The sequence below is a fragment of the Kineococcus haloalkalitolerans genome, assembly GCF_050871905.1.
In the GTDB taxonomy this organism is placed as follows: Bacteria; Actinomycetota; Actinomycetes; order Actinomycetales; family Kineococcaceae; genus Kineococcus.
Genome location: NZ_JBJLSH010000037.1, coordinates 30,731 through 48,949 on the forward strand (window position 1 = coordinate 30,731; position 18,219 = coordinate 48,949).

General features: G+C 77.7%; 20 protein-coding genes and 1 other RNA gene. 17 read left to right on the forward strand and 4 right to left on the reverse strand.

Going from position 1 to position 18,219, the window contains the following annotated elements:
* Window positions 1-69 precede the first annotated feature (69 nt).
* The 3 genes from ssrA (at window position 70) to ACRYMY_RS14490 (ending at window position 2,798) form a co-directional block, all read left to right on the forward strand.
* Window positions 70-435, forward strand: a transfer-messenger RNA (tmRNA) gene (gene ssrA, locus ACRYMY_RS14480).
* Between the two features lie 131 nt (window positions 436-566).
* Window positions 567-1,763 carry a DUF418 domain-containing protein gene (locus ACRYMY_RS14485; protein ID WP_432547957.1) on the forward strand — a complete coding sequence of 399 codons (1,197 nt, stop codon included), beginning with the start codon at window positions 567-569 and terminating at the stop codon, window positions 1,761-1,763.
* Window positions 1,764-1,949: 186 nt separating this feature from the next.
* Window positions 1,950-2,798 (forward strand): GGDEF domain-containing protein, encoded by an 849-nt coding sequence (locus ACRYMY_RS14490; protein WP_432547958.1) that lies wholly within the window; start codon window positions 1,950-1,952, stop codon window positions 2,796-2,798.
* Window positions 2,799-2,827: 29 nt separating this feature from the next.
* Here the strand turns inward: ACRYMY_RS14490 and ACRYMY_RS14495 are convergent, their stop codons facing one another.
* Window positions 2,828-3,187: a hypothetical protein gene (locus ACRYMY_RS14495; RefSeq protein ID WP_432547959.1), complete on the reverse strand. Its 360-nt coding sequence runs from the start codon at window positions 3,185-3,187 to the stop codon at window positions 2,828-2,830.
* 239 nt (window positions 3,188-3,426) lie between these two features.
* Here ACRYMY_RS14495 and ACRYMY_RS14500 point away from each other — a divergent pair, with 239 nt between their 5' ends.
* The 6 genes from ACRYMY_RS14500 to ACRYMY_RS14525 all read left to right on the forward strand — a co-directional run bounded on the left by ACRYMY_RS14500 (window position 3,427) and on the right by ACRYMY_RS14525 (window position 9,124).
* A complete protein-coding gene (locus ACRYMY_RS14500; protein WP_432547960.1) occupies window positions 3,427-4,008 on the forward strand; it encodes a YqgE/AlgH family protein in 582 nt (193 codons plus the stop codon).
* Window positions 4,009-4,081: 73 nt separating this feature from the next.
* The gene (locus ACRYMY_RS14505; protein ID WP_369052557.1) at window positions 4,082-4,396 is read left to right on the forward strand and encodes a DUF3039 domain-containing protein; all 315 of its coding nucleotides are present in this window, start codon (window positions 4,082-4,084) and stop codon (window positions 4,394-4,396) included.
* Complete coding sequence (locus ACRYMY_RS14510; RefSeq protein ID WP_432547961.1) at window positions 4,396-5,814, forward strand: MFS transporter; 1,419 nt, start codon at window positions 4,396-4,398, stop codon at window positions 5,812-5,814. The genes ACRYMY_RS14505 and ACRYMY_RS14510 overlap by 1 nt, the downstream gene beginning before the upstream one ends.
* A 65-nt stretch (window positions 5,815-5,879) precedes the next feature.
* Complete coding sequence (locus tag ACRYMY_RS14515; protein ID WP_432547974.1) at window positions 5,880-7,691, forward strand: DEAD/DEAH box helicase; 1,812 nt, start codon at window positions 5,880-5,882, stop codon at window positions 7,689-7,691.
* Between the two features lie 25 nt (window positions 7,692-7,716).
* Window positions 7,717-8,175, forward strand: a complete 459-nt coding sequence (locus ACRYMY_RS14520; RefSeq protein ID WP_432547962.1) for an SRPBCC family protein — start codon at window positions 7,717-7,719, stop codon at window positions 8,173-8,175.
* 109 nt (window positions 8,176-8,284) lie between these two features.
* Entirely contained in the window at window positions 8,285-9,124 is an 840-nt protein-coding gene (locus ACRYMY_RS14525; protein ID WP_432547963.1) for an RDD family protein, read from the forward strand.
* 21 nt (window positions 9,125-9,145) lie between these two features.
* On the opposite strand, the gene ACRYMY_RS14530 is transcribed toward ACRYMY_RS14525, so the two are convergent.
* A complete protein-coding gene (locus ACRYMY_RS14530) occupies window positions 9,146-9,748 on the reverse strand; it encodes a nicotinamidase (RefSeq protein WP_432547964.1) in 603 nt (200 codons plus the stop codon).
* Complete coding sequence (locus ACRYMY_RS14535) at window positions 9,745-11,052, reverse strand: nicotinate phosphoribosyltransferase (protein WP_432547965.1); 1,308 nt, start codon at window positions 11,050-11,052, stop codon at window positions 9,745-9,747. The genes ACRYMY_RS14530 and ACRYMY_RS14535 overlap by 4 nt, the downstream gene beginning before the upstream one ends.
* 90 nt (window positions 11,053-11,142) lie before the next feature.
* Between ACRYMY_RS14535 and clpS the strand changes: the two genes are divergently transcribed.
* The 3 genes from clpS to murI all read left to right on the forward strand — a co-directional run bounded on the left by clpS (window position 11,143) and on the right by murI (window position 12,957).
* Complete coding sequence (gene clpS / locus ACRYMY_RS14540) at window positions 11,143-11,445, forward strand: ATP-dependent Clp protease adapter ClpS (RefSeq protein WP_369052548.1); 303 nt, start codon at window positions 11,143-11,145, stop codon at window positions 11,443-11,445.
* Between the two features lie 18 nt (window positions 11,446-11,463).
* Window positions 11,464-12,057, forward strand: a complete 594-nt coding sequence (locus tag ACRYMY_RS14545; RefSeq protein ID WP_432547966.1) for a DUF2017 domain-containing protein — start codon at window positions 11,464-11,466, stop codon at window positions 12,055-12,057.
* 84 nt (window positions 12,058-12,141) lie between these two features.
* The gene (gene murI / locus ACRYMY_RS14550) at window positions 12,142-12,957 is read left to right on the forward strand and encodes a glutamate racemase (protein WP_432547967.1); all 816 of its coding nucleotides are present in this window, start codon (window positions 12,142-12,144) and stop codon (window positions 12,955-12,957) included.
* On the opposite strand, the gene ACRYMY_RS14555 is transcribed toward murI, so the two are convergent.
* Window positions 12,875-13,303, reverse strand: coding sequence for a hypothetical protein (locus ACRYMY_RS14555; protein ID WP_432547968.1), 429 nt, complete (start codon window positions 13,301-13,303; stop codon window positions 12,875-12,877). The two genes, murI and ACRYMY_RS14555, sit on opposite strands and share 83 nt — an antisense overlap.
* Before the next feature lie 218 nt (window positions 13,304-13,521).
* On the opposite strand from ACRYMY_RS14555, the gene rph reads away from it, so the two are divergent.
* The 5 genes from rph to ACRYMY_RS14580 all read left to right on the forward strand — a co-directional run.
* Complete coding sequence (rph, locus tag ACRYMY_RS14560) at window positions 13,522-14,304, forward strand: ribonuclease PH (protein WP_432547969.1); 783 nt, start codon at window positions 13,522-13,524, stop codon at window positions 14,302-14,304.
* The gene (gene rdgB / locus ACRYMY_RS14565; protein ID WP_432547970.1) at window positions 14,301-14,999 is read left to right on the forward strand and encodes an RdgB/HAM1 family non-canonical purine NTP pyrophosphatase; all 699 of its coding nucleotides are present in this window, start codon (window positions 14,301-14,303) and stop codon (window positions 14,997-14,999) included. Before rph ends, rdgB begins: the two co-directional genes overlap by 4 nt.
* Window positions 15,000-15,118: 119 nt before the next feature.
* Complete coding sequence (locus tag ACRYMY_RS14570; RefSeq protein ID WP_432547975.1) at window positions 15,119-16,591, forward strand: molybdopterin-dependent oxidoreductase; 1,473 nt, start codon at window positions 15,119-15,121, stop codon at window positions 16,589-16,591.
* Window positions 16,592-16,617: 26 nt separating this feature from the next.
* Window positions 16,618-17,193 (forward strand): ECF RNA polymerase sigma factor SigK, encoded by a 576-nt coding sequence (gene sigK / locus ACRYMY_RS14575; RefSeq protein ID WP_432547976.1) that lies wholly within the window; start codon window positions 16,618-16,620, stop codon window positions 17,191-17,193.
* A partial coding sequence (locus ACRYMY_RS14580) for an anti-sigma factor (RefSeq protein ID WP_432547971.1) occupies window positions 17,190-18,219 on the forward strand: 1,030 nt, incomplete at its 3' end. The genes sigK and ACRYMY_RS14580, both read left to right, overlap by 4 nt.

Below are 18,219 nucleotides of genomic sequence, written 5' to 3' on the forward strand. Positions count from 1 at the left end.
CGCCGTTGTGACGTACGCTGGTCCTCCCGCACCGCCGGTCCGTCCGGGGGAGCGGGGACAACTGAACAAGGGGATGACAGGTTTCGACGTCGGTCGTCGAGCCAGGGGAAGCGGGTCGAGGATGCACGGTCATCTCGTCAACGCTCCGTGCAAACCAACAGGTGCCGATTCCAAGCGCACCGAGTTCGCCCTCGCCGCCTGAGCGAGTGCGACTCTGTCAGCCCGGGTGAGCTCCCGCCCCGGGTCCTGGCATCGACTAGGGAGCTCACCCCCCGCGGAGGTCGCGTACGCGGGGGGGACATTCAACGCGGCTGGGCCCGGCGGTGACATGCCTGTGTGAGCACCGGGGCCGAGCAGACCGCTGAACAGGATGCACCCGGAGAAGCCCTGGTACCACGCCGACGGACGCGGGTTCGATTCCCGCCATCTCCACCGCCCCACGAGAGCCCCGTCGCGGCAGCCGCCGCGACGGGGCTCTCGCGCGTCCGCTCTCGTCCGGGCGGTGGACGAGGAGTCCGCCGAGCGGTGGACCCGCCCGGCCCGGCCGCCGCCCTAGCGTCGGGCGCGTGACCACGTCCTCCGCCCCCTCGGCTCCACCGCTGCGCGGCACGCCGCTGGCGGACCGGGCGCTCGCCCCGGACCTCGCCCGCGGGTTCGTGCTGCTGCTCATCTGCCTGGCCAACGTGCACGTCCACCTGCACGCCCGCCAGCAGGGGATCCGCGCCTACCCGGCCGCGGACCTCATGACGCTGCCCGACCGCGTCGTCACCGCCGTGCAGATGTCCCTCGTGGACGGCCGCGCCTTCCCGATGTTCGCGCTCCTCGTCGGCTTCGGCGCCCACCAGCTCGCCGTCCGGCGCCTGCGGCGCGGGGTGCCCGCGCCCGATGTGCGCCGGCTGCTGCGCCGGCGCGGGCTGGCCCTGCTGCTCGTCGGCGGCCTGCACGGCGTGCTGCTGTTCTCCGGCGACATCGCCGCCGCCTACGGCGTCCTGCTGCTCCTGCTGGCCCCCCTGGTCGTGGGGGCGGGACAGCGGGCGCTGCGCGTCCTGGTCGTGGCCGGGCTCGTCCCGGTGACCCTCTTCGGCCTGATGGAGGGGTTGCCGGTGCCCGAGGGCACGACGAGCCTGCTGCCCTCGGTGGCGCAGGAGTCGGTGCTGCTCGCGGCGCTGTTCCGCGCCGGGGAGTGGCTGGGCATCGGCCTCCTGGCCCAGGTGCCCCTCGTCGGCGGCATGGTCGCCCTCGGCGTGCTGGTCGGCCGGCGCGGGTGGCTGGACGACCCGGTGCACCACCGGGTCCTGCTGGCCCGGCTGGCCGTCGGCGGCCTGCTGCTGGCCGGCCTGGGCGGGCTGCCGCTGGCGCTGGCCGCCGCCGGGGTCTTCGAGCCGACGCTCGGCCAGGCGGCCGCCGCGGGCGCGCTGCACTCGGCCACGGGCTTCGCCGGCGGGCTGGGCTACGCGTGCCTGGCCGCCCTCGCCGCCGCGGCGCTGTCGGCGCGCGGAGCCTCCCCGGCGCCGGTGCGCTGGCTGACGGCGCTGGGCCGGCGCTCGCTGACCGGCTACCTGGCCCACTCGGTGGTGTTCGCCGGCCTCCTGACGGCCTGGGCCGGCGGGCTGGGCGCCACCCTCGGGGTCGCGCAGGCGGCGCTGCTGGCCGTGGGTACCTGGGTGCTGCTGGTCGCCGGGGCCGTCGCGCTGGAGGCCGCCGGGCGCCGCGGGCCGGCGGAGACGTGGCTGCGCCGCCTGACCTACGGCCGCGGCTCCTGACGCTGTGTCGTCCACCGCGACGCAGGGTCCCCCCGTGGCGAGCGCACCGCAGTGACGGGAACACGCTGCGTCGCAACGTGTCCGCCGATGCGGCAGAACCCGCCGCGGTGGTCGGCGAGCCCCCTGGACGGCACGTAGCGTCGACGTCCGGGTGCCGGCCGGCGCCCGCGGACGAGAGGGGCTCACGTGCAGGACGCCGACTTCCGGCGCCTCGTGGAGGACTCGCCCCTGGCGACGCTGGTGGTGCAGGACGGCGCGGTCGTCTGGGCCAACGCGGCGGCCGGCCGCCTGCTGGCGCTGCCGGACCCGGCGGGCGCGGGCGGGCCGGCGGCCGACCTCGTGCACCCCGACGACCGGCACCTGGCCGGCGCCCTGCTGGCCGGCGACGTGCAGGCCGCCGAGGACGGCGCCGTGCAGGAGTGGCGGCTGCTGCGCGGGGACGGCGACGTCGTCACGGTCGAGGTCGTCGCCGCCGCCATCGGCTACCACGGCCGCCCCGCGCTGGGGCTGTCCTGCTGGGACGTCACGCGCCACGTGGTGCGCCAGCGCGACCTGGCCCACCGCGCCACGCACGACGACCTGACGGGCCTGCCCAACCGGGCGCTGCTGGAGGACCGCTGGCGGCTGGCGCGCTCGCGGGCCCGGCGCGGCGACCCTCCCCCCGTGGTCGTCTTCTGCGACGTCGACGACCTCAAGCGCGTCAACGACGAGCACGGGCACGTGGCCGGGGACGCGCTGCTGGCCGAGGTGGCGCAGCGGCTGCGCGCGGCCTCGCGCGAGGTGGACACGGTCGCCCGCTTCGGCGGGGACGAGTTCGTCGTCCTCGTGGACGGGGGCGCGGGGGCGGACCCGCGGGCGCTGGCCGCGCGGCTGCGCGAGTCGACCGCGGCGGTCAGCGTCCGGCTGCCCTCGGGCACGGTGACGGTCCGGTGCAGCGTCGGCCTGGTCGTCGACGACCTGGAGCGCACCACGGCCGAGGTCCTCGCCGACGCCGACGGCCTGATGTACGAGCAGAAGCGCGCCGCGCGCGGCTGACGCCCGCGGCGTCCGGGGCGGCGGGCGGGTCAGCGGGCGGCGGGTCGGCCGGCGCGGTGGTCGGGGCGCGCGTCGCCGGCCGCGGGCGCTCCCAGCCGGCGGTGGGCCAGGGCGCACCGGGCGGCCCCGACGTCACCGCGGCGGACCGCGGCGACCAGCGCGCCGACCTCGACGGCGGTCAGCCCGCCGCCGAACCACTGCAGGTCCTCGCCCACCCGCCGCCCCGGGCCGGGGGCGGCGATGCCCAGCTGGGCACCGGGCACGGGCGGGGCGGCGTCGAGGCGGACGAGGACGCCGCTCCGGGTGGCGCGGACGGCGGGGCGCAGCCGTTCGAGGATGCCGACCTCGGCGGGCGGGACGAGCAGCCAGTGCGGCGCGGGGGTGTCCATCCCCGCACGATATGAGAACGATTGTCGTTCCGCCACGGTCGGGCACCTCCGTCGTGGGGGGGGGGGGGGGGGGGGGGGGGGGGGGGGGGGGGGGGGGGGGGGGGGGGGGGGGGGGGGGGGGGGGGGGGGGGGGGGGGGGGCGGCGCCCCCCCCCCCTCAAAATATCATAACTATAGACCTACCCCCACGGTCGGGCACCGCCGGCGGGCGCGGCGCCCCCCCCGCGGGAGGATGAGCGGGTGCACCGCGAGGCCGCCGGGCTGACGGGGAAGCTGCTGCTGGCCACCCCGTCCCTCACCGACCCCGACTTCCACCGCACCGTCGTCCTCCTGCTCAACCACGACGACGACGGTGCGCTGGGTGTCGTGGTCAACCGCCCCCTCGACGTCGACGTCGACGTCGTGCTGCCCAGCTGGCAGCCCTTCACCACTTCGCCCGGCAAGCTGTTCCAGGGCGGCCCGGTCGCGCTGGACTCGGCGCTCGGCCTCGTCGCCGTCCCCGGCGACCGCCCCGACCCCGTCGGCGTGCGCCGCGTCTTCGGCTCCGTGGGGCTCGGCTCCGTCGGGCTCGTCGACCTCGACACCCCGCCCGAGGTCGTCGTCCCCGAGCTGGCGGGCCTGCGCATCTTCGCCGGCTACGCGGGCTGGAGCGCCGCCCAGCTCGAGGCCGAGATCGCCGAGGGCGCCTGGTTCGTCCTGCCCGCCGAGGCGCGCGACGCCTTCAGCGACGCCCCCCAGCGGCTGTGGGCCGACGTGCTGCGCCGCCAGGGCGGCGACCTGGCGCTGGTGGCCAGCTTCCCCGCCGACCCCGCCCTGAACTGAACCGAGGCCCAGGCCCGCGGCGCCCCGCCGCGCCCCGGGACCGGGTCCCCGGCCTCGACGTAGCATGCTCGCCATGAGCTCGCCGACGGACGACCCGACCAGCCCCCAGCCCCTCGAGTCGCCGTCGTCGACGCCGCAGCGCACCGCCGTGCTCGACCGCGAGGAGCGGGTCGAGGAGCGCGCCGAGCCGGGCGACCACGAGCGCTTCGCGCACTACGTGCAGAAGGACAAGATCATGGCCTCGGCGCTGTCCGGGGACCCCGTGATCGCGCTGTGCGGGAAGGTGTGGGTGCCCGGGCGCGATCCCAAGCGCTTCCCGGTGTGCCCCACCTGCAAGGAGATCTACGAGGGTCTGCAGGGCGGCGGCGGGGACGACTCCGGCCGCTGATGAGCACCCCCGCACCGGCGGCGGGGGAGGCCGGCCCGCTCTCGCGCGCGCACCGCGCGACGACGATCTCGATCGTCGCGTTCATCACCCTGGTCGCCTTCGAGAACATGGCCGTGGCCACGGCCATGCCCGTGGCGGCCGACGCCCTCGGCGGGGTGCGCGCGTACGGGCTGGCCTTCTCCTCCTTCCTCACCGCCTCCCTCCTCGGCAACGTCGTCGCCGGCCCGTGGGCCGACGCCCGCGGTCCGCGCGCCCCGCTGGCCGCCGGCGCCGCCCTGTTCGCCGCCGGGCAGCTGCTGTGCGCGCTGGCGCCCACCTTCGGCCTCCTGCTGGCCGGGCGGCTGCTGGCCGGCGGCGGGGGCGGGCTGGTCGTCGTCAGCCTGTACGTCGTCGTCGGCGCCGCCTACCCCGACGCGGTGCGCCCGCGGATGTTCGGGTTCATGGCGGCGGCCTGGGTGCTGCCCGCGATCGTCGGGCCCGCCGTGGCCGGGGCGGTCGCCCAGCACCTGTCCTGGCGGGCGGTCTTCGGCGGCGTCGTCCCGCTGGCCGCGCTCGTGGCGCTCGTCATCCTGCCGCGCGTGCCCACCGGCGGCACCGGCGTCCTGGACCCCACCACGCGCGGGCGGGCGCTGCGCGGCACCCTGCTGGCCGCCGGCGCCGGCGCCCTGCAGGTGGGTGCCGAGGACCTGTCCGGCGGCGGGGCGCTCGCCGTGGTCCTCACCGTCGTCGGCGCCGGCCTCGTGGTCGCCGCCCTGCCCGGTCTGCTGCCGCGCGGCACGCTGCGCGCCGCGCGCGGGCTGCCCAGCGTCATCGCCGTCCGCGGCCTGTACACCGCGGCCTTCTTCGGCACCGAGTCCTTCGTCCCGCTGTTCCTGGTCACCGAGCGGGGCATGGACCCCGCCCAGGCCGGGCTCGCCCTCACCGGCGGGGCGATCGGCTGGTTCACCGGCTCCACGCTGCAGGGACGCTCGCTGTCGCGCTGGCCGCGCCACCGCCTCCTCGTCGTCGGCGGGCTCGTCGTGGCCGGTGCCCTCGGCGCCCTGGTCGCGCTCGTCCTGTCCGGCGCCAGCGGCTGGTTCGTCGTCGGCGTGTGGGCGCTGGCCGGGTGCGGCATGGGTGTGGGCATGGCCACCACCAGCGTCTTGACGCTGCGGATGGCGCCGCCCGCCGAGCGCGGCCTGGCCTCCTCGGCGCTGCAGCTGTCCGACAACCTCGGCGGCGTCCTGGGCATCGCCGTCGTCGGCTCCGCCTACGCCGCCCTCGGCAGCGCCGGGCGCGGCGGCGACGCGCCCCTGTTCGCCGGCATGTTCGCCGGTCTCCTGCTCGTCGCCCTGCTGTCCGCCGCCACGGGGGCGCGCGGACGACCCCCGGGTGCGCAGGCACCGGCGCCCGGGTCGACTACCGTCGGAGCACCGTGAGCACGACCAGCCCCGCACCCCGCGCCACCGGCGACCTGCCGGCGGACCCGCAGTCGCACCCCGCGCTGGCGCTGGCCGGCACGACGGCCGGTCCGGTCGTCGACGCGCCCGGCGCGCCCGCCGCCCGCCCGCTGCGCGCCTGGCAGAACGCCGCCCTCGAGCGGTACTTCGACCCCGGCCGCGAGGACCCGCGCGACTTCCTCGTCACCGCGACCCCCGGCGCCGGGAAGACGACGTTCGCGCTGGCGCTGGCGCGCCGGCTGCTGGACTCCCGGCGCGTGGACCGCGTCGTCGTCGTGGCCCCCACCGACCACCTGCGCACCCAGTGGGCCGAGGCCGCCCACCGCGCCGGCATCGAGCTGGACCCCACGATGAGCAACGCCGTGGGCCCGGTGCGCCCGGACGTGCGCGGCTACGTCACCACCTACGCCCAGGTCGCCGGGCACCCGATGCTGCACCGGGCCCGCTCGACGGCGAAGAAGTCGCTGGTGATCATGGACGAGATCCACCACGCCGGCGACGGGCTGTCCTGGGGCGACGCCGTGCTGGAGGCCTTCGACGACGCCCGCCGCCGCCTGTCGCTGACCGGGACGCCGTTCCGCACCAAGGCCGACGAGCGCATCCCCTTCGTGCGCTACGTCGAGGACGACGCCCCCGACGCCGAGGGCGGCCTGCGCAGCGTCGCCGACTACACCTACGGCTACCGCGAGGCGCTGGCCGACGGTGTCGTGCGCCCCGTCGTCTTCGCCGCGTACACGGGCACCTCGCGCTGGCGCAACAGCGCCGGGGAGGTCGTGGCCGCCTCCCTGACCGACGCGACGACGAAGTCGGTGGAGGCGCTGGCCTGGCGCACCGCGCTGGACCCGCGCGGGGACTGGGTGCCGCACGTCATCGCCGCCATGGACGAGCGCCTGAACCACCTGCGCGAGCACGGCATGCACGACGCCGGCGGCCTCGTGCTGGCCTCTGACCAGGACGACGCGCGCGCCTACGCCAAGATCGTCCAGCGGGTCACGGGGGAGAAGCCCGTGCTGATCCTGTCCGACGACCCCAAGGCCTCCCAGAAGATCACCGACTTCGCCGAGGGCGACCAGCGCTTCGCGGTGTGCGTGCGCATGGTCTCCGAGGGCGTCGACGTGCCCCGCGCCGCCTGCCTGGCGTGGATGACCTCGTACCGCACGCCCCTGTTCTTCGCCCAGGCCGTCGGGCGCGTCGTGCGCGCCCGCCGCCGCGGGGAGTCCGCCACCGTCTTCCTGCCCGCCGTGCGGCCGCTGCTGGCGCTGGCCGCCGAGCTGGAGAGCGACCGCGACCACGTCGTCGCCCCGCCGCCCTCGGGGGAGGCCCTCGACCCCGCCGAGCTGGACCCGCTGCCGCCGCCGGAGCGCGAGCCCGGTGCGGCGGGGGAGTACGAGGCGCTGGAGGCGCAGGCCGAGTTCGCCCACGTCCTGCACGGCGGGCGGGCGGTGACCGCCGGCGGTCCCGGGGCCGGTGGGCCGGCCGAGCCGCTGAGCGCCGACGAGGAGGACTTCCTCGGCCTGCCCGGGCTGCTGTCCCCGGAGCAGACGGCCGCGCTGCTGGCCCAGCGCGACGCGGAGATCCGCAAGCGCACCGCCGCCCCGCGCGCGGCCGACGGCGAGGAGGAGGGCGCCGCGGCCCCCGGCCCCGCCCCGGAGGAGCCGGACGAGGCGGTGTGGCACACCGCGGCGCTGCTGCGCAAGGAGATCCACGGCCTCGTCGGCCGCGTCGCCGCCGGTCGGCAGCTGCCGCACGCCAGCGTCTACGCCAAGGTGCGCGCCGCGGTGCCCGGCCCGCCGTCCGCCTCGGCCGGCGTCGACGTGCTGCGCCGGCGGCGCGACCACCTGCTCAGCCTCGTCTGACGCCGCTCTGGGCTAGGTTCGAGCGGTGCCCGAGCTCGTCCAGCGCACCATGGTCCGCGCACCCGTCGAGGAGGTCTTCGACGTCGCCCTCGACCTCGACGTCGAGCGCGTCGCCGGCCGGCGCTACCGGGTGCGCGCCGTCGAGGGCGCAGGGCGCACCAGCGGGCGCATCGGGCTGGGCGAGCAGGTGCGCTGGCGGCTGCGGCTGCTGGGCGTCGTGCCCGTCGCGCACACCTCGCGCATCGTCGAGCTGGAGCGGCCGGGCCGCTTCGTCGACGAGATGACCGCCGGGGCCTTCGCGGACTTCCGGCACGAGCACCTGTTCGAGACAGAGGGCCCGGGCATGACGATCATGACGGACCGGATGGTGTGGCGCTCGCCCGCCGGCGCGCTGGGCCGGGTCGCCGACGCGCTGTACGTGCGGCGCACGCTGCGCCGGCTGCTGGCCGACCGCAACTCCGAGATCGTCCGCCGCTTCAGCTGAGGGACCCGGCGGTGGAACCCCCCGCCCCGGGCGCCCGTTCACCGGTCGTGGCACGACTGCGCGACCCCCTGACCGTCCCGGCGGCGCCCGCCCGGCGCGCGAGGCCGGCGTGAACGCCCCCGCCGGCTGGTACGCCGACCCCTCCACCCCCGGGCAGCTGCGGTGGTGGGACGGGTCCGCCTGGACGCAGCACACGCACCCCGAGCCCTCCGCGCACGCCGGCGGGCAGGACGCCGGGTCCGGTGACTGGCAGGCTCCCGCCGGCCCGCAGCGGCCCGGCTCGTCGTGGGGCGACGCGCAGCGCTCCGGTGAGCAGTCGTGGCTCCAGAAGCCGCAGCAGCAGCAAGCGCAGCCGTACGGCCAGCAGGGCCACCACGGGCAGCAGGGCGGCCCCGCCACCGCGAAGGCCGTCGCGACGCCCGACGGCGAGCCGCTGGCCGGGCTCGGCGCCCGCCTGCTGGCCAGGACCGTCGACGGCGTCCTCGTCTACACCGTCACGGCCGTCGCGGTGCAGTCGCAGCTGGAGCGGGTCTTCGCCGCCACCGGGAGCTTCTGGCAGGAGAGCCTGGACGCGGCCACCACGGGCGCCGTCCAGCCGTCCACGGACGTCCTGATGAACCCCAACGTCGTCAACGCCGTCTCGACGATCACCTGGGCGCTCCTGGCGATCAGCGCCGTCTACACCGTGCTGTTCCTGCGCTTCTTCGGCGCCACGCCCGGCAAGCTGCTGATGGGGGTGCGGGTGCGTCGCTGGGAGAGCCCGGGCCTGCCCGGCTGGTGGCCCTCGATCGCCCGCTGGGCCACCCGCGACCTGCCCAGCCAGCTGCTGAGCGTCTTCGGCCTGGCGTGGTGGCTGCTGGACTCGCTGTGGCCGGTGTGGGACAAGCGCCGCCAGGGCCTGCACGACAAGGTCGGCCGCACCGTGGTGGTGCGCGCGCGCCGGCGCTGACCCGCGGGCGGTCCGGGCGGGTCAGTCGGCGACGACGGGGTCGCCCACGAGGACGACCCCCGCGGCGCGCATCTGCTCCAGCGCCGCGTCCACGGTCGGGCGCGAGATGCCGGCCGTCAGCCCCAGCAGGACCGTCGTGCGGAAACCCTCGCGCACCGCGTCCAGGGCGGTGGCCCGCACGCAGTGGTCGGTGGCGATGCCCACCACGTGCACCTGGTCCACGCCCCGCTCGCGCAGCCAGTCGGCCAGCCCGGTCACCAGCTCGCCGCCCTCGGCGGTCACGGTGGAGGTGTGGCCCTCGAAGCCGGAGTAGGCGGCGGCGTACTGGCCCTTGCGGAAGACCGCCTCCACGCGGGAGGTGTCCAGCGCGTCGTGCAGGAGGGCGCCGCGGCTGCCGGCGCGGCAGTGCGGTGGCCAGGAGTCCACGAAGTCCGGGGTGTCGGAGAAGTGGTCGCCCGGGTCGACGTGGAAGTCCTGGGTGGCGACGACGTGGTCGAAGCTGATGCCGCCGCGCGCCAGCAGCTGGCTGGTGGCGGCGGCCACCTCGTCCCCGCCGGCCACGCCGAGGGCGCCGCCGGGGCAGAAGTCGTTCTGGACGTCGACGACGACGAGGCAGCGGGTCACGATCGCTCCGGGAGGGGCTCGGCGGGCTGGGCGGGCAGGACGGTGGTGGGCACGGCCGGCTCCCCCTTGGACAGCGCCAGCCCGTCCCAGGGCAGCGTCACCAGGGCCCGGCGCAGGTGCTCGCGGGAGGCCTCCAGGTCCGGCAGGCCCTCCACCAGGCGCCCGCCGCGCACCAGCGGCACCTGCAGGACGCGGTCGCCGTCCTCGGGCTCGGGGGCCCGGCCGGTGCCCAGGACCTCCTCGGTGGCGGTGCCCGTGGGCCGGTGCCGGCGCACGGCGACCTTGCGCCCGCCCTGCGTCGTCTTGGACGTCGAGCGCTTGGCGACGGGCCGGCCCTCGACCTCGACGAGCTTGTAGACCATCCCGGCCGTGGGCGCCCCGGAACCGGTGACCAGCGAGGTGCCCACGCCGTAGCGGTCCACGGGCGCGGCGGCCAGCGCCGCCAGCGCGTACTCGTCCAGGTCGCCGGAGACGACGATCCGCGTGCCCGTCGCGCCCAGGGAGTCCAGCTGCTCGCGCGCCTGCACGGCCAGCACCGCCAGATCGCCGGAGTCGATGCGCACGGCGCCCAGGCGCGGGCCGGCCACCCGCACGGCCGTCTCGATGCCGCGGGTGATGTCGTACGTGTCGACCAGCAGCGTCGTGCCGGTGCCCAGCGCCCGCACCTGCGCGCGGAAGGCGTCCTCCTCGCTGTCGTGCAGCAGCGTGAAGGCGTGCGCGGCCGTGCCCGAGGTGGGGATGCCGTGCTCGGCGCCGGCGCGCAGGTTGGAGGTGCTGGCGAACCCGGCCAGGTAGGCGGCGCGGGCGGCCGCCACCGCCGCTCCCTCGTGGGTGCGCCGCGAGCCCATCTCCACCAGCGGGCGCTCGCGGGCGGCGGTGACCATGCGCGCCGCCGCCGAGGCGATGGCGCAGTCGTGGTTGAGGATCGACAGGACCACGGTCTCCAGCACGACGGCCTCGGCGAAGGTGCCGGTGACCGTCAGCACGGGGGAGCCGGGGAAGAACAGCTCGCCCTCGGGGTAGCCGTCGACGTCCCCGCCGAAGCGGTAGGAGCGCAGGAAGTCCAGGGTGCGCTCGTCCAGGGCGCCGGTGAACGGCGCCAGGTCCTCCTCGCTGAAGCGGAAGCGCTCCACGGCGTCGAGCACCCGGGCGGTGCCGGCCACGACGCCGTAGCGGCGGCCCTCCGGCAACCGGCGGGCGAAGACCTCGAAGACGCACCGGCGCTGCGCGGTGCCGTCGGCCAGGGCGGCCTGCAGCATCGTCAGCTCGTACCGGTCGGTCAGCAGCGCGGTGCTCGTGCTCACCCGGCCGAACCTAGCGGGCGGGGCGCGCACCCGCCCCCGCCCGCCGTCCGGGCGGACCGGGGGCCCGCGCACCCTCCGTACACTGGCCGCGTGCCGGCGACCGTCCTGACCGCTCCCGTGGAGCTGGAGCGACCGGAGACGGACCTCTCCCAGGAGGTCTCGCCGCCGTGGGTCACGATCGTCTGGAACGACCCGGTCAACCTCATGTCGTACGTCTCCTACGTCTTCCGCACCCACTTCGGGTACTCGGAGCAGAAGGCGGACGCGCTCATGCTCGACGTGCACCAGCGCGGCCGCGCGGTCGTGTCCTCGGGCACGCGCGAGCAGATGGAGCGCGACGTGGAGGCCATGCACGGCTACGGCCTGTGGGCGACCCTGCAGAAGGACGACTGAGGAGCGCACGAGCACCCCGTGGCCACCTTCCGCCGTTCCCGCGACGGCCTCCTGACCCTCGACCTGCGCCCGGTCGAGGCCGACGTGCTCGCCTCGCTCGCCCGCGAGGTCCTGGAGCTGCTCGGCGCGCCGGGCGAGCCGGCGCAGCGGGCCGTGGACCCGCTGGCCGAGCAGCTGGGCCTGGCCGACCTGCCGTCCTTCGGCGACCACGAGGGCGCCGCCCCGGCGGTCCCGCCGGAGGACGAGGTCCTGCGCCGGCTGCTGCCCGACGCCTACGGCGAGGACGACCCGCAGGCCGCGGCGGAGTTCCGCCGCCTGACCGAGTCCGGGCTGCGCGAGCGCAAGGCGCGCGCGGCGCGGGGCCTGCTGGCCACCCTGGAGCCCGTGGCCGGGCAGGGCGGGCGCGTGAAGCTGGACGCCGACGGCGCCCGCACGTGGCTGGCGGCCCTCAACGACATCCGCCTGGCGCTGGGCACGCGGCTGGGCGTCAGCGACGACCCGGACGAGGACCCGTTCGACGCGCTGGCCGAGGAGGACCCCGAGCGCTACGCGTGGGCCGTGTATGACTTCGCCACCCACCTGCAGGAGACGCTGGTCCGCTCGCTGGGCTGACGCGGGACGACGCGCGCGAGGTGCGCGGCCCGTCCCGCCCGGCCCCACCGCCGCCGGCCCGGCGCTGACCTACCCTGTCCCGTCGTGGACGACGCACCCATCGGCATCTTCGACTCCGGCGTCGGCGGGCTGACCGTCGCGCGGGCCGTGCTGGACCAGCTGCCGCACGAGCCGGTCCACTACATCGGCGACACCGCCCACAGCCCCTACGGGCCCAAGCCGATCGCCGAGGTGCGCCGCTACGCCCTGGACGTGCTGGACGTGCTGGTGGAGTCGGGCGTGAAGATGCTCGTCATCGCCTGCAACTCGGCCTCGGCCGCGATGCTGCGCGACGCGCGCGAGCGCTACGACGTGCCGGTGGTGGAGGTCATCCAGCCCGCGGTGCGCCGGGCCGTGCGGGCCACCCGCAACGGCCGGGTCGGGGTGATCGGCACGCGGGCGACGATCTCCTCGCGCGCCTACGAGGACGCGTTCGCGGCCGCGCCGGACCTGACGCTGACGACGGTCGCGTGCCCGCGGTTCGTGGAGTTCGTCGAGCGCGGCGTCACGAGCGGGCCGGAGCTGCTGTCGGCGGCCGAGGAGTACCTGGAGCCGGTCATCGCGGCGGGCGTGGACACCCTCGTGCTGGGCTGCACCCACTACCCGCTGCTGCAGGCGGTCCTGCGCAGCGTGGTGGGGGACGGGGTGACGCTGGTCTCCAGCGCGGAGGAGACCGCCTCGGACGTCTACCGGGTGCTGTCGGCGCGCGGGATGCTGCGCCCGGACGAGCGCCCGGCGCCGAGGCACCGGTTCACCTCCACGGGCGACAAGAGCCTGTTCACCGGGCTCGCGCAGCGCTTCCTCGGGCCGCAGGTCGTCTCGGTCGAGGAGACCGGCCCGCTGCACCTCGGCGTGCTGTAGCCGGCGCGTCGCCGCCCACGACGGTCAGGGGCGCGGGCCGCTGGGCGTCCTGCCCGGCGTCCGGGCGCTCCAGCGCCGTCAGGTCGATCACGCGCGCCGGCGCGAGCGGCCAGGTGGCGCGCGGGGAGACGGGCTGGGAGACGGCGCCGTCGGTGAACTCCACGACGAGGCGGCGCAGGCCGGGCAGGGCCGGGCCGACCACGGTGACGGCGGCGACCTGGCGCTCGACGAGCCGGTGGCGAGCGGCGCCGGGCAGGCGCAGGGGGCGCAGGACGACGCCCTCGTGGTCGGCGGTGCTGGTGCGGACCCGGTCCCCGGGGACCAGCTGCCGGGTGGTGCGCGACATGCGCTCATGGTGCCCCGGCCGGGGACGGTCCGCGCTCGATATCGCCGCTCGTGACCTCAGTGTGACCCGATCGGCGCAGCGTGCGCCGCCCGGGTGATGCCGTTGCGACGCAACGTGCCTCACTGGTTGCTCAGGGTGCCCGAACGCCACGGGCGGGAACGCGCCGGGCGGTCGCGGGGCGTCACCGGCCGGGCGCCCGCGGGTGGCAGGCTGGGCGCGTGACGACCTCCAGCGCGACCGCCGTGCCCGAGCCCGCCCCGCGGGCCGACGGGCGGGCCCCCGACGACCTGCGGCCCGTCCGCATCACCCGCGGATGGCTCGACCACGCCGAGGGCAGCGTCCTCGTCGAGTTCGGCCGCACCCGCGTCCTGTGCGCGGCCTCCTTCACCGAGGGCGTGCCCCGCTGGCGCAAGGGCTCCGGGCAGGGGTGGGTGACGGCCGAGTACGCGATGCTGCCGCGCGCCACCGACACCCGTGGCGACCGCGAGTCCGTCAAGGGCCGCATCGGCGGGCGCACCCACGAGATCAGCCGCCTCATCGGCCGCAGCCTGCGCGCCGTCGTCGACACGAAGGCCCTCGGCGAGAACACCGTCGTCCTCGACTGCGACGTCCTGCAGGCCGACGGCGGCACCCGCACCGCGGCGGTCACCGGCGCGTACGTGGCTCTCGCCGACGCGGTGGCCTGGGCGAAGGGGCGCGGGCTGGTCCGCCCGAGCAAGCAGCCGCTGACCGGGTCCGTCAGCGCCGTCAGCGTCGGCGTCGTCGGCGGGCGGCCCGTCCTGGACCTGCCCTACGAGGAGGACGTGCGCGCCGGCACCGACATGAACGTCGTCGTCACCGGCGACGGGCGGTTCGTGGAGGTCCAGGGCACCGCCGAGGGCGTGCCCTTCGACCGCGCCGAGCTCGACGCCCTGCTCGACCTCGCCGTCGGCGGGTGCGCGCAGCTCGCGCGGCTGCAGGAGGAGGCGCTGGCCGCGCCGCTGCCCGGGGCGGGCGCGTGAGCGGCGCGCGGCGGGTGGTGCTGGCCACCCGCAACGCCCACAAGGTCGGCGAGCTGCGCGCCGTGCTGGCCCCGCTGCTGCCCGGCGTGGAGGTCCTGGGCATCGACCAGACGGGCGCCGACGTGCCCGAGGTCGCCGAGACCGGGGTCACCTTCGCCGAGAACGCGCTGCTCAAGGCGCGCGCCGTCGCGGCCGCCACCGGCCTGGTCGCCGTGGCCGACGACTCCGGCATCGCCGTGGACGTCCTCGGCGGCGCGCCGGGGATCTTCTCCGCCCGCTGGGCCGGCCGGCACGGCGACGACGCCGCCAACCTGGCGCTCCTGCTGGCGCAGGTGGCCGACGTGCCCGCGGCGCACCGCGGCGCCGCGTTCGTGTGCGCGGCAGCCCTGGCCGTGCCCGGCGGGGGCGAGGAGGGCGAGCACGTGGAGCTGGGCGAGCTGCGCGGCCGGCTGGCGGACGCGCCGGCCGGCGGGGGCGGGTTCGGCTACGACCCGGCCTTCGTGCCCGAGGGCGACGAGCGCACCCTCGCGCAGTTCTCCGCCGACGAGAAGAACGCCGTCAGCCACCGCGGCCGCGCCTTCGCCCTGCTGGCCCCGCACGTGGCTCGGGCCCTGGACGCGGCGGCGGGACCCGGCGCCGAGGACCACCCGGAGGGAGCAGTCCGCGGGGCCGCCGGCTCCGAAGAGGGGGTGTGAGGACGAACGACGGCGTGGCCCGGGCAGGGCGGCAGCGCGACCCGGCCCGCGGCCCGGCCCCGGAGCGGGAGGGGAGCGCGGGACGCCCGGCGTCCCGCGCCGGACGGGGCTGGGCGGCCCTGGCCGGGATCGCGTCGGCCGTCCTCACGCTGGGGGTGGGGCAGCTGGTGGCGGCGCTGACGTCGCCGTCGGCCGCCCCCCTCGTCGTCGTGGGCGACGCCGTCGTCGACCTGGTGCCGCCGTGGCTGAAGGACCTGGCCATCGCCTGGTTCGGCACGGCCGACAAGGCGGTCCTGCTCGCCACCGTCGGCGCGCTCGTGGCGGCGCTGGCCGCGGTGGCCGGGCTGCTGGCCCGCCGCCGCCCGGCCGCCGGGGTGGCGGTGGTCGCCGCCCTGGGGGCCGTCGGGGTGCTCGCGGCGCTGACCCGACCCGACGCCGGGCCGCTGACCCCCCTGCCCTCCGCGCTGGGCGCGGTGGCCGGGGCGCTGGCGCTCGTGGGCCTGGTCCGGCGCGTCGACCGGCCCGCGCCCGCGGGCCGGCGGGCGCTGCTGGTCGGCGGGATCGCCGCCGGCGGACTGGCCGCTGCGGGCGGCGGGCGGGTCGTCTCCGGCCGGCGCAGCGCCGAGGCCTCGCGGGCCGCGGTCGTCCTGCCCGCCCCGGCGTCGCCGGCGGCGCCGCTGCCGGAGGGCGTCGACCCCCTCGGCGGCGACCTGACCCGCTACGTCACCCCGAACGCGGACTTCTACCGGATCGACACCGCCCTGGTCGTGCCCGACGTCCCCGCGGCGGGCTGGCGGCTGCGCGTGCACGGGATGGTCGAGGAGGAGCTCGAGATCGGCTTCGACGAGCTGCTCGCGCTGCCCCTGGTCGAGCGCTGGATCACCATGACGTGCGTCAGCAACGAGGTCGGCGGCGACCTGGCCGGCAACGCGCGCTGGCTGGGGTACCCGCTGGCCGACCTGCTGGCCCGGGTCCGCCCGCGCGCGGGCGCCGACATGCTGCTGGCCACGAGCGTCGACGGGTTCACCCTGGGCGCGCCGCTGGCCGACGTCACCGACGGCCGCGACGCCCTGCTGGCCGTCGGGATGAACGGCGAGCCCCTGCCGCGCGAGCACGGCTTCCCCGTGCGGATGGTCGTCTCCGGCCTGTACGGGTACGTGTCGGCGTGCAAGTGGGTCGTCGACCTGGAGGTCACCCGCTTCGCCGACCGCACCGCCTACTGGACCGAGCGCGGCTGGGCTGAGCGCGGGCCGGTGAAGACGGCCTCGCGCATCGACGTGCCGCGCTCCTTCGCCCGCCTGGAGGCGGGCCCGGTGACGGTGGCGGGCGTCGCCTGGGCGCAGGGCCGCGGCGTCGAGCGCGTGGAGGTGCGCGTCGACGACGAGCCCTGGCGCGAGGCCCGGATCGTGCCGTCCGTCTCCGACGACACCTGGTGCCAGTGGGTCTTCGACTGGCAGGCGGCCGACCCGGGCAGCCACCGGCTGTCCGTGCGCGCCACCGACGGCACCGGCGAGGTGCAGACCCAGGAGCGCGCCGCCCCGGTGCCGGACGGCGCCAGCGGCTGGCACACCGTCACCGTGAGCGTGGGGTGAGCCCCGGAGGGAGTGGCAGGGTGGGCCTGGTGACCGCACCCCGTCCCGAGGTCCTGCCGGGCGGCTCGCCCGAGGACGACCTCGTCGCGGCGGCCGGCGGCGACCAGGAGGCGTTCGCGCGCTTCTACGACGCCACGGCCGCCGCCGTCCACGGCACCGTCCTGCGGGTCCTGCGCGACCCGGCGCAGTCCGAGGAGGTGGTGCAGGAGGTGTTCCTGGAGGTGTGGCGCACCGCCGCCCGCTTCGACGCGGCCCGCGGCTCGGCGCGCGCGTGGGCCGTCACCGTGGCCCACCGCCGCGCCGTGGACCGCGTGCGCTCGGCGCAGGCGGGCGCCGCCCGCGACGACCGCGCCGCCCGGCGCGAGCCGGACCCCTACGACAGCGTGAGCGAGGAGGTCGAGGTGCTCCTCGAGCACGACGAGGTCCGCCGGGCGCTGGCCGCCCTGTCGCCGGTGCAGCGCCAGGCCGTGGACCTGGCCTACTTCGGCGGCTGCACGCAGCGGGAGGTGGCCGAGCGGCTGGACCTGCCCCTGGGCACCGTCAAGAGCCGGCTGCGCGACGCGCTGTTCCGGCTGCGCGACGCGCTGGGGGTGCAGGCGTGAGCGCGGGCGACGGGCGCGGGGCCGGCCGGGACGGCGGGTCCCCGGAGGAGGACCTGGCGGCCTGGGCGCTGGACGCCGTGGACGAGGACGAGCGCGCCGCCGTGGAGGAGCACCTGCGCACCTCGCCGGCCGTGCGCCGGGAGGCGGACGCGCTGCGCGCGACGGCGTCGCGGCTGGCCGGCGAGGTGCCCCCGCCGCCGGGCCTGCGCGAGCGGCTGCTGGCCGAGGTGGCCCGCACGCCGCAGGAGCGGCCCGGGCAGGACGCCGCGACGGTGCCCGCGGCTCCCGGGGTCCCGGGGGTCCCGCCAGCGGCTCGCGAGCCGGAGGCCCCCGCGCCGGTCGTGGACCTGCGCGAGCGCTCGCGGCGCCGCCGGGGCTGGGCGACCGGGCCGCTCGTGGCCGTGGCCGCGAGCGTCGCGGTGGCCGTCGCGGGCGTGGCCACCGCGGTCGACGCGCGCCGGGACGCCGCCGACGCGCGGGCCGTGGCCGCCGCCGAGCGGCAGGACGCCGAGCAGGCGCGGCGGGTCGCCGACCTGCTGGGCAGCCCCGCCGCGCGGGTCGTCACGGTCGAGGCCACCGGCGGCGGCACGGCCACCGTGGTCACCGACGGCACCTCGGCGGCGGTGCTGGCCGCCGGGATGCCGGACGTGGGCGCGGGTCGGGAGTACCAGCTGTGGCTGGTCGAGGGCGACGCCCTGCGCTCGGCGGGCACGATGCTGCCCGGCGGGGCCGGCCAGGGGGTCCGGTTCGTCGCCGACCTGGCGGGCGCGGGCGGGGTGGGCATCTCGGTGGAGCCGGCCGGCGGCTCGGAGCAGCCGACGACCACCCCGGTCGTCGTGGCGCCGCGGGGCCGGGGGCGGGGGGCGCGCCCCCCCCCCGCCGCCCCCCCCCCCGGGGGCCCCCCCCCCCGCCCCCCGGCGGCCGCGCCGGGGGGGCGGGCGCCCCCGGGGGGGCCCCCGGGGCTGCAGCCGCGGCCGCCGACGGCCGACAGGGGGAGGACGACGTGGTCCTGGACGGAGCGGGCCA